The organism is Xenorhabdus japonica (assembly GCF_900115195.1).
Lineage (GTDB): Bacteria > Pseudomonadota > Gammaproteobacteria > Enterobacterales > Enterobacteriaceae > Xenorhabdus > Xenorhabdus japonica.
This window is the reverse complement of record NZ_FOVO01000004.1, coordinates 137,916-148,563: the sequence shown is the minus strand read 5'-3', so window position 1 is coordinate 148,563 and position 10,648 is coordinate 137,916. Positions and strand designations below refer to the sequence as shown.

Genomic DNA, 10,648 nt, shown 5'->3' with positions numbered 1-10,648 from the left:
TGAATTAACTGCTCAGTCACTCTTCAAGACTTGGTATCGTTTTCGCCTTTCGGCGTGGATAGGGTCTTGCGAGTGCCCACACAGATTGTCTGATTCAATTGTTAAAGAGCGGGCGCAACCGGAAGCCTTCCGGGTTGCGAGGCTGCGTATCTTACGCTTTTCGCCTTCAGTGTCAAGCCTTATTTTTCAGGGCCTTTCACTTTGTCATCCCGACAGGTTTGTGTGTTTGTCGTGACAACGGATGCGCATTATAGGGATCCTTCTGATATAGGCAAGTCTTTTTTGTGATTTTTTACTTAAACGCTCAAAATTTAGCCCAAAACGCTATTTTTGCCTATTTCTTATCACATTTGGTAGGTCTGACAAGCTATTAACGACTAAATCTGCAGCTTGTTCTGCTTCTTTTGTTACTGGTTTTCCTGTACGAACAAGAATCTTAGTACCAACTTTCGCTGCATTGGCGGCCAACATATCTTCTATTTTGTCTCCTACCATATAAGAAGAAGACATATCGATATATAATTCTTGCTGTGCATCCAGCAACATACCTGGTTGTGGTTTGCGACAGTTACAGCTCTTCTTATGTTCTTCATTCTCTGCTTCTGGATGATGAGGACAATAATAGATGCCATCAAGATCAACACCTCTATCCGCCAATGACCAATCCATCCATTCGGTTAACTGCATAAACTGATCTTCAGTGAAAATCTTACGCGCAATGCCTGACTGATTTGTAACCAAGACCAGTGCATAGCCCATTTTTTTCAGTTCAAGCATGGCTTCAATTGCGCCATCAATAAATTGAAAATTATCTATCTCATGTACATAACCATGATCGATGTTAATCGTGCCGTCACGATCTAAAAATACAGCGGGAATACCTTGAGTCACCTGATAGCTCCAAGAATGTACCAAGTGGACAGTATCGCATGATTTATTACTGAATGAGAATGCAGCATTTAATTTATTCATAGTTGACTTAGACGTCTAGACACCTTAACATCCACTTTAATTCATGGCTTGTTGAAATGTTCTCAAGTCGTTCATCTCTACATCTAATAAGAAAAAATGATAAGACTGACTCAGATAAATAAGATATTTCAACAAGGAACGCGTTCTGTAAAAGCGCTTTCAGATATCAACCTGCATGTCCCACAGGGACAAATATATGGTGTCATTGGCTCTTCCGGTGCAGGCAAAAGCACCCTAATCCGCTGTGTAAATATGCTTGAGCGCCCGACTTCTGGTCAGGTATTAGTGGCTGGGCAAGATCTCACATTTCTATCAGAACGCGAACTCACTCATGCGCGTCGTCATATTGGCATGATTTTTCAGCACTTTAATTTGCTGTCATCCAGAACAGTATTTGACAATGTTGCGTTACCTTTGGAACTTAATAACACGTCAAAAGCCGATATAAAGGCCAAAGTTAACGAACTGCTAGATTTAGTCGGCCTCACAGACAAGCATGATGCTTATCCTGCCAATTTATCTGGTGGTCAAAAGCAGCGGGTTGCTATTGCACGGGCACTGGCAAACTCTCCCAAAGTGCTTCTGTGTGACGAAGCCACCAGTGCTCTGGATCCAGCAACAACTCGTTCTATACTAGAATTATTAAAGGATATTAATCGTCGACTGGGATTAACTATTCTTCTAATTACTCATGAAATGGACGTCGTTAAACGTATCTGTGATCAAGTCGCCGTCATCAGTGGTGGTCAATTAATTGAACAAGATATTGTGAGCGCAATATTTTCACATCCCAAGACGCCGATTGCCCAAGAATTTATCAAATCTACGTTGCATTTGGATATTCCTGAAGATTACTTAAAGAAGTTACAACCAGAATCCGCACCTGATCGCAGTCCATTATTGAAACTGGAATTCACAGGTAAATCAGTTGATGCACCTTTAATTTCGATGGCTGTTCGCCGTTTTAATATTGATATTGGCATATTAAGTTCCCAAATCGACTACGCCGGGGGTGTTAAATTCGGGGTTATGCTGGCGGAATTAGATGGGGAAAGCGATAGCATCAAATCAACAATTGCATTTTTAGAAGAGCATCATGTGAAAGTAGAGGTTCTCGGTTATGTCTGAAGGAATGATTTTATTATTAACTAAAGGAGTCTGGGAAACTCTCGTAATGACTTTCGTTTCCGGTTTCTTTGGTTTTGTTATTGGATTGCCGGCGGGGGTGCTTTTATATGTTACCCGTCCTGGGCAAGTTATTGGAAATGGTACTCTTTATCGCATACTTTCTGCATTAGTAAATATTACTCGTTCAATACCTTTCATTATTCTATTGGTATGGATGATTCCATTTACCCGTCTGATTGTAGGAACATCAATCGGATTACAGGCAGCGATTGTTCCACTGACCGTAGGGGCTGCCCCGTTTATTGCCCGCATGGTGGAAAATGCATTATTAGAAATTCCGACAGGTCTAATTGAAGCAGCACGTGCGATGGGAGCAACACCGTTTCAGATTGTTAAAAAGATCCTATTGCCAGAAGCATTACCAGGTTTGATTAATGCCGCAACCATAACCTTAATCACATTAGTTGGTTATTCTGCAATGGGCGGGGCTGTTGGCGCCGGTGGTTTGGGGCAGATTGGCTATCAGTATGGATATATCGGCTACGACGCGACAGTGATGAATACCGTATTAGCATTATTGGTTGTTTTAGTATTCTTGATTCAGTTAGGCGGTGATCATTTAGTGAAAGCTGTTAATCGTAAATAAGATTATTTCAACAAGGTTTCAGTAAGGCCCTTATATTACAGGGCTTATACCTAAGAGCCTCATTATAGTAGTACGCAGTAACTTGATAAGACAGGTTATAAATCAGTATTCAATAGGGGTGAAAATATGTCAATAAAATTGAAATCCATTGCGGCAATCGGTGCATTATTAGGTACATTAATTCTTGCCGGTTGTGGGCAGGAACAACGTGACCCAAACCATATTAGGGTTGGAGTTATTGCGGGACCTGAACTTAAAGTTGCTGAAGTTGCCAAACAAGTGGCTAAAGATAAATATGGCCTTGATGTTGAGCTGACTGCATTCAATGATTACGTTCTGCCAAATGAGTCATTGAGTAAGGGCGATATTGATGTGAATGTCTTCCAGAATAAACCTTTTTTAGATCAGCATGTGAAAGAACGTAACTACAAATTGGCAATTGTTGGTAACTCTTTCATTTTCCCAATGGCGGCCTACTCAAAAAAAATTAAGTCACTGGATGAATTGCAAAATGGTTATCAAATTGCCATCCCCAACGATCCGACTAACTTGGGCCGCGCTCTGCTGTTATTACAAAAACAAGGTCTTATCACTCTTAAAGAGGGTGTTGATCTGCAGCCAACTATTTTGGACATTACCAGCAATCCTAAACACTTAGATATCGTACAGCTGGAAGCGCCACAACTGCCACGTTCATTGGACGACCAAAAGATTGCTTTTGCAATTATCAATAATACCTATGCAGGGCAGATTGGGTTAACACCAGAGCAAGATGGACTCTTTGTTGAAGAGAAAAATTCACCTTACGTAAATATTATTGTCAGTCGTGAAAACAATAAGGATGCGGAAAACGTGAAAAAATTTGTAAAAGCGTATCAATCTCCAGAAGTAGAAAAAGAAGCTAATAAGGTCTTCAGGGGTGGAGCAATAAAAGGCTGGTAATCTTTTCTATTCAGTCAATCAAGATTAAAATTAAAAATGGGTGGATATAAAAATATCCACCCATTTTTAATTTTAATGAGGATGCAACTCAATGCGTATGTTAGCTATCTGTTTCATGGCGCTCTTTATCGCTGGGTGTACTTCACTGCCAACTCAGTCCGATAAACTTGATATGCCTGATTCGAAGTTGAAACACCAGTCAGTCAAGAAAAACAAGGCTGCCTCTTACGTCCGCCTATATACCAAACCGGATGAGCTTTCAGGTTTACCATTTAAAGAATTAGGTATTGTAGCCGGAGAATCCTGCCGCAGTACTCTGCAAGATTCTCCTGCCAGTATTGCAACCGCACGGCAAAAAATGTTAGCAAAAGCCTCTTATCTGAATGCAAACGCAGTCTTACTTCATCAATGTGCCATTTTATCTGGCCAAGGTGCTATCAAACTGCCATTTGTGAAGGGTCAGCATTACTGACAACCAATAAATAATTATGACTGAATCTTTATTATAAAAAATGCTCATGGCAGATTTTCATTTTACGCAAATAGGAACCATTCATTCTCCTTATAAAGAGAAATTTGCCATTCCCCGTCAACCGGGTTTGGTCGAAGATGGTACAGGGCAGCTGGAGTTACTTGCTCCCTACAATCAGGTTGATGCAGTACGCGGGCTGGAGCAGTTCAGTCATCTATGGATCATTTTTGTGTTTCATCAAACCATGGATGGTGGCTGGAATCCATTGGTGCGTCCTCCCCGTTTGGGCGGAAACGCAAAAATGGGCGTGTTTGCCACCCGTTCAACTTTCCGTCCCAATCCAATTGGCATGTCACTGGTAGAATTGAAAGGCATTCAATGCGAGAACAATCGTGTCATCCTAGAGCTTGGTAGTTTGGATTTAGTGGATGGTACACCTGTTATCGACATCAAACCTTACTTGCCTTTCGCTGAATCACGCCCCGAAGCTAAAGCGGGTTTTGCCCAAGCAGCGCCAGATACAAACATGACCATCAATTTCTCACCAGAAGCAGAATGCCAGCTTCTATCCCACCAAGCCAATTACCCTCATTTGAGACGATTTATCAGCCAAATATTGGCTCAGGATCCCCGTCCCGCCTACCGTAAAAAAGCGCAGGAAAACCGAATATATGCAGCTCATATCTTAGATTTCAACGTTCGCTGGCTAGTTTTTGATGCCATAACAGAAGTGGTTTCTATCGAACGCCGCTAAAACTCCTTTTGACATCGCAAGCTCGCTGGTAGACTAACGGTTTGTCTTTATTTTCTGGGTTGAGTGGTAATATCTTACTGCCCAAAAGCAATTTGCTATCCAATGGAAACTTACTATGCGTACTAGTCAATATCTGCTCTCTACTTTAAAAGAGACGCCTGCTGATGCAGAAGTAATCAGTCATAAACTGATGCTTCGCGCCGGAATGATCCGTAAACTCGCTTCAGGTCTATACAACTGGATGCCAACAGGTGTTCGTGTGTTGAGAAAAGTTGAAAACATTGTTCGTGAAGAGATGAATAATGCAGGAGCGATTGAAGTTTCCATGCCGGTAGTTCAGCCAGCAGATTTGTGGCAGGAAAGTGGCCGTTGGGAACAATATGGTGCGGAATTACTACGTTTTGAAGATCGTGGCGCTCGTCCTTTTGTTTTGGGCCCAACCCATGAAGAAGTCATCACTGACTTGATTCGTAACGAAGTAACTTCTTATAAACAGCTTCCGTTAAACCTGTTCCAGATCCAGACCAAATTCCGTGATGAAGTACGTCCACGCTTTGGTGTCATGCGTTCACGTGAATTCATCATGAAAGATGCTTACTCTTTCCATACCAATCAAGAGTCTCTGCAAGAGACTTACGACAAGATGTACGATGCTTACAGCAAAATCTTTACCCGTATCGGGCTGGATTTCCGCGCAGTTATGGCAGATACCGGCTCTATCGGAGGTAGTGCATCCCATGAATTCCAGGTTCTGGCAGACAGTGGAGAAGATGATATCGTCTTCTCTACAGAATCCAACTACGCAGCCAATATTGAATTAGCTGAAGCTGTTATGCCATCTCAGGAACGTGCGGCTCCGTCTGAAGAGATGCATCTGGTCGATACACCAAACGCTAAAACCATTGCTGAACTGGTCGAACAATTCAATCTACCAATTGAAAAAACCGTCAAAACTCTGATCGTTCATGCCACAGAAGAAAGTGGACATCAATTAGTTGCTTTGCTGGTACGTGGTGACCATGAACTGAATGAAATCAAAGCAGAAAAATTGCCTTTAGTCGCCAGCCCCCTGAGTTTCGCTACCGAAGAAGAAATTCGTGCCATCGTGAAAGCGGGCCCAGGCTCTTTAGGTCCGGTCAATCTGCCTATGCCTGTCATTATTGACCGCAGCGTATCCGTCATGAGTGATTTCGGTGCAGGTGCTAATATTGATGATAAACACTACTTTGGCATTAACTGGGAATGTGACTTACCACTACCAGACGTCGCTGATATCCGTAATGTCGTTGAAGGTGATACCAGCCCTGATGGAAAAGGAACACTGTTAATCAAGCGTGGTATTGAAGTTGGTCATATCTTCCAATTAGGCACCAAGTACTCTGATGCCCTGAAAGCAACTGTGCAAAACGAAGATGGGCACAATCAAGTTGTTACCATGGGATGTTACGGTATTGGTGTAACCCGTATCGTTGCAGCGGCCATTGAGCAGAATCACGATGATCGTGGAGTTATCTTGCCAGATGCGATTGCCCCATTCCAAGTGGCAATTCTACCAATGAACATGCACAAATCTTACCGAGTGAAAGAAGTCGCTGAAAAATTATATGCAGACTTACGAGCCAACGGTATTGATGTCATTTTCGACGATCGTAAAGAGCGCCCAGGTGTCATGTTTGCTGACATGGAACTGATCGGTGTACCACATACTCTGGTTATCGGCGATCGCAACTTAGATAATGATGAGATCGAATACAAATATCGCCGCACAGGTGATAAGCAAATGCTGAAATTAGACAATATTGTTGATTACCTGAAAGGTTATATTCAACAAGCTTAATTTTGCTTGAAGGTATCTGCTTAAACTGAAAAAACCTGCGTATTAATTGCGCAGGTTTTTTCATATATGGCTTATTATTATGGCTTATGTTCCGCTGTTATTCGTTATTTCTTGATATGGCAGGAAGAGGTTTTATCAAAACGAATTTTACCTGTTTGGATCACTGCATTATCAAACAACCCATCTTCCATTGAAGGACGAAGCGTGTAGTAGCCTTCTACTTCCACATAAACAGGTGTTCCGCCCTCTACTCCCATAGCGCTGTAACCACGTTCTAAATCGATATTTTCAGAAGCATCATAACGTCTTCCGGTATCACATTCTGTAAAAAGAGCTGAATCAGCAAAATAGCTGTATTCTCCAGCCAGTTTTTTCGGTGTTACTTTATCTAATTCATAATTAAAGCTTGATTGAATTGGCTCACCATTAACATCCAGCATGTCCAAATTTTCACCATTGATCAGATAATAAGATTTTTTGCCATCCTGATTATTCAAGACAATCTTTTTACCATTTGTCACCCAATGACCCGTTTCAAAGAAAGTATTTTCCTCACTTTTAGCTTCTAAATAGGTTTGCCCCAATATATAAGTCCCATCTTTAGCAAGCTTTAAGGTAGTCTCGATACCTGAACAATCTGCACAAGGCACAATACCACTAAACACTTTCTCGGTTGATCGAGATTGCCCCTGAGGTGCGGAGTCATTCTGTGTGGTTGGAATGTTCTGACATCCTGCTACGGTGAAAACACCAGCAGCCAGTAATGCAAGTAATATTTTTTTATTCATCATTTAACCCAACAAATTCAAAAGATAATCAATTAGTTTCAAGTTGCAGTCACAAAGAAGCAACTTGAAAGGTAAAACGTATAACCCATTTTTTATAACGTCTGCTACTTATAAAACATGAGCTTTACGTGACAAAATTAACGTTACTTCCCCATATTCCAAAATATACGGAGAGAAAAATCAAATAGTATGACTTAATTGAGTTGCGTAATGATATGATACAAATTTAACTTGCTTCTTGTTTCAATAAAATTGTTTGAACAAAATTCTTACAGATTTACCCAGTAATCACGGAAAGCTTACTGTGCTATAGTCGTAAGTAGCGTTAGTCGTAAATAGCGTTTTTCGTTTGATTCTGGTCAATCACGGGCGGCACGATAACCGCCACTAACATAGTGGTGAGCAAATATGTCTATAAATAATGAAGAATATCAACCAATTAACTGTGATGATTACGATAATCTTGAGCTAGCATGCCAACGCCAGCTACATTTACATCTCCAATTACGAGATGGTGAAATATTTGAAGGCAAAGCTAATAAGCTGATTTTAAGAAAAAAAATTGAATATCTTCTCATCGATTCAAATGAAGGAACCCGTGAATTCAGATTGGATTACATTATCAGTTTCAACAATCCAGAAATTGGAACGATTGTTATTGAGCATTCTTCATCATAACCGCGAATAACAATTGAACTCTCCGTTAAAAGTCCTTACTTAAAATAAGGGCTTTTTAAAAAGCAATTTTCTTCCACTGAACTGAAATCCTCTCATCATCAGACAAACTTTGGCCTTCTTTAGTGATGAAAACACCCAGTGCTGCAATCAGTTTTTCATTGTAATAGAGCAAAGGTGTTCTCTCTCTGAGCCAAGGTGCAACTCCTAATTCTTGCCATAATTTTTTACTGTGTCGAGAATGTTGCCGCCCTACAATACTAATATTGCCCTGAACACCAAAACAAATTGTCACTTGCTCATTACCGTTTGGCATTCTCACTTTAATACCATTTTCTTTAACACCATTTGCTTTAACATCATTTTCTTGCGAAAGGCTCAGCGTTCCCAACCCATCTGGTAACGTCAATTCCTGTTGTATATCCCATTCAAGAATAGTCCCCGTCAAGCTCTGATATTGGGGTACCAACCAAAGTTGTTGCCGATAACGGCGAATATCATACTGCCCTAATCTAAAGCGAGGTTCTGCGTCTTGTCTGGCGAGTGCCACTTCTGACCAAATTCTTTGCAGCTGCTCGCGGGCTGGCATTTTTACACCACACTGATTGAGCCACCGTCGCAACAACGCATTTCGTTTTGCTTCAGAACTGTTTTCCAAAGGAGGAATAGATATCGAACCTTCCAATGTAATCAATGCATTCAAAGATTCTTTTAGCAATTCATCCAGTAATTGTTCTTGCTCCCCACACAGACTGGCACTGCGGGAAACGGCTTGCGGAAAGTGGCGCCAACGTTGATTGAGTAACGGCATGATATTCAGACGCAGGAAATTACGGTCATAACGATCATCTTGATTGCTATCGTCCTCTACCCATTGCAACCTTTGTGCCTGAGCATACTCTTCCAATTCTGCACGACTTACATTTAGCAAAGGGCGAATCAGTGTTGTTCCCGCAAATGGCATTCTGGAAGGCATGGAAGATAACCCAGCCGGTCCACTCCCTCGTTTCAATGCTAATAAAAATGTTTCTGCCTGATCATCAAGATGTTGTGCCGTTATTAAAACTTCGTCCTGCTGTAGCTCCTGTTGGAAAGCGTGATAACGGGCATTTCTAGCCGCAGCTTCAATTCCATTTTGGCGAGTATTAAGTGTGACTTTTTCAATCCGAAAATCGACCTGCCAGTCAGCACAAACCTGACGACAGTGTTCGACCCATAAATCTGCCTTTGAATTTAAACCATGATGAATATGAATTGCTCTTAACGCCATTCGCTTACTACTCAATTGGTGAGATTGAGTCCGCAAACAAACAAGCAAATGCAACAATACGGTGGAATCCAATCCACCGCTAAATCCAACTAAAATCTTTTTATGCTGACCAATTTGTTCTGCCAACGTCGTGAGCAGAAGATCATGAGTACTTGCCATTATGGAACCAAACCTTTTTTCATTCTTACCAGATCAATCCTCAATCAGATCATCCATCAATTTATTTTGTTCGGAAGATTTTTTCTTAGCGCTGATGCAAAGTAACCCAGAAATGATAACCAACGCTAGTCCGATCGCATAAGCAGGGACAAACGCATCATCAAAAAACAGGATAATCCACATCATCGACAAGACTGGTGATAAAAATAAGATGGAGGCAATTTTATGGGAATCAGGACTGTTCATCGCCTTGAACCAAATGATATAAGAAACCCCATTCAGTATGATACCGTTAAGCAGTGTTGGTATTAATGAATCACCGACAGGTAAATTAATGCTGCTGAAAGCAAACATAAATACCGCAGATACTAATGTAGAACACATAAATACCCAGAACGTACTAATATAGGGATCAATAGCGAATTGCCTTGATAATACCGACATTAATGCAAAGCAAAACGCCCCGCTAAATACCAGCAACAAAGCCTGAGGATGTTCCACCGCAATCTCGGTAATATTTCCTTTTGTAAAAGTAATCACAACAGCCATAAAACCCATTGCAATACCAATCATCTGTTTGATCGACAATTTTTCTTTGAACAAGAAAAATGATAATCCAATAATAATTAACGGCCAGCTATATTGAATTACCAACACAGCAACACCATTCTCAATGGAATAACCATAATAAAGCAGCAAATAGAAGAAACAATCTAAAGCACCTAAGATCAATACCTTAAGCATAACGGGAAAAGGAATGAATAACAGTTTCTTCCAATTTCTCCCCATCATAAGGGCGACAACAAATACCGCCAAAACAGACAAAATATTTGACCAGAATAAATATTGGAAGTGATCCATCTCTTTCTGACCAAAACGCGATATAGAAGGAATAAAACTCCAGATAAACACACAAGAAAATGCATAAATAATATATTTGTATTTGGCCATAGAAAAACTCAACTTATTATTTTAAAGCCCAGCCCGCGAGGCACCTATTTCTAT

The 10,648-nt window shown here is 40.9% G+C and carries 10 protein-coding genes and 1 pseudogene; 7 read left to right on the top strand and 4 right to left on the bottom strand.

Annotation, left to right across the window (positions count from 1 at the left end; translation table 11 throughout):
- Window positions 1-324 precede the first annotated feature (324 nt).
- Entirely contained in the window at window positions 325-891 is a 567-nt protein-coding gene (gene gmhB / locus BM135_RS03250) for a D-glycero-beta-D-manno-heptose 1,7-bisphosphate 7-phosphatase (protein WP_092517771.1), read from the bottom strand.
- Window positions 892-1,068: 177 nt separating this feature from the next.
- Here gmhB and metN point away from each other — a divergent pair, with 177 nt between their 5' ends.
- From metN to proS, 6 genes and pseudogenes are all read left to right on the top strand, one after another.
- Window positions 1,069-2,100 (top strand): methionine ABC transporter ATP-binding protein MetN, encoded by a 1,032-nt coding sequence (gene metN, locus BM135_RS03245; protein WP_092517757.1) that lies wholly within the window; start codon window positions 1,069-1,071, stop codon window positions 2,098-2,100.
- A complete protein-coding gene (locus BM135_RS03240; protein WP_092517755.1) occupies window positions 2,093-2,746 on the top strand; it encodes a methionine ABC transporter permease MetI in 654 nt (217 codons plus the stop codon). The genes metN and BM135_RS03240 overlap by 8 nt, the downstream gene beginning before the upstream one ends.
- 126 nt (window positions 2,747-2,872) lie before the next feature.
- Window positions 2,873-3,688 carry a MetQ/NlpA family lipoprotein gene (locus tag BM135_RS03235; protein WP_092517754.1) on the top strand — a complete coding sequence of 272 codons (816 nt, stop codon included), beginning with the start codon at window positions 2,873-2,875 and terminating at the stop codon, window positions 3,686-3,688.
- A 91-nt stretch (window positions 3,689-3,779) separates the two neighbouring features.
- Window positions 3,780-4,174: pseudogene (gene rcsF / locus BM135_RS03230) on the top strand (Rcs stress response system protein RcsF).
- Window positions 4,175-4,206: 32 nt separating this feature from the next.
- Window positions 4,207-4,914, top strand: a complete 708-nt coding sequence (tsaA, locus tag BM135_RS03225; RefSeq protein WP_092517769.1) for a tRNA (N6-threonylcarbamoyladenosine(37)-N6)-methyltransferase TrmO — start codon at window positions 4,207-4,209, stop codon at window positions 4,912-4,914.
- A gap of 115 nt (window positions 4,915-5,029) precedes the next feature.
- The gene (proS, locus tag BM135_RS03220; protein ID WP_092517753.1) at window positions 5,030-6,751 is read left to right on the top strand and encodes a proline--tRNA ligase; all 1,722 of its coding nucleotides are present in this window, start codon (window positions 5,030-5,032) and stop codon (window positions 6,749-6,751) included.
- Window positions 6,752-6,855: 104 nt separating this feature from the next.
- Here proS and nlpE read toward each other — a convergent pair whose 3' ends face one another.
- On the bottom strand, window positions 6,856-7,542 hold the full coding sequence (nlpE, locus tag BM135_RS03215) for an envelope stress response activation lipoprotein NlpE (protein WP_339385116.1): 687 nt from the start codon (window positions 7,540-7,542) through the stop codon (window positions 6,856-6,858).
- A 405-nt stretch (window positions 7,543-7,947) separates the two neighbouring features.
- Between nlpE and rof the strand changes: the two genes are divergently transcribed.
- Window positions 7,948-8,217 carry a Rho-binding antiterminator gene (gene rof, locus BM135_RS03210; protein WP_092517751.1) on the top strand — a complete coding sequence of 90 codons (270 nt, stop codon included), beginning with the start codon at window positions 7,948-7,950 and terminating at the stop codon, window positions 8,215-8,217.
- A 55-nt stretch (window positions 8,218-8,272) separates the two neighbouring features.
- Here rof and tilS read toward each other — a convergent pair whose 3' ends face one another.
- Together tilS and BM135_RS03200 are read right to left on the bottom strand one after the other, a co-directional pair.
- Window positions 8,273-9,643 (bottom strand): tRNA lysidine(34) synthetase TilS, encoded by a 1,371-nt coding sequence (tilS, locus tag BM135_RS03205; RefSeq protein ID WP_092517750.1) that lies wholly within the window; start codon window positions 9,641-9,643, stop codon window positions 8,273-8,275.
- A 33-nt stretch (window positions 9,644-9,676) separates the two neighbouring features.
- Window positions 9,677-10,594, bottom strand: coding sequence for a DMT family transporter (locus tag BM135_RS03200; protein ID WP_092517749.1), 918 nt, complete (start codon window positions 10,592-10,594; stop codon window positions 9,677-9,679).
- Window positions 10,595-10,648: the final 54 nt, after the last annotated feature.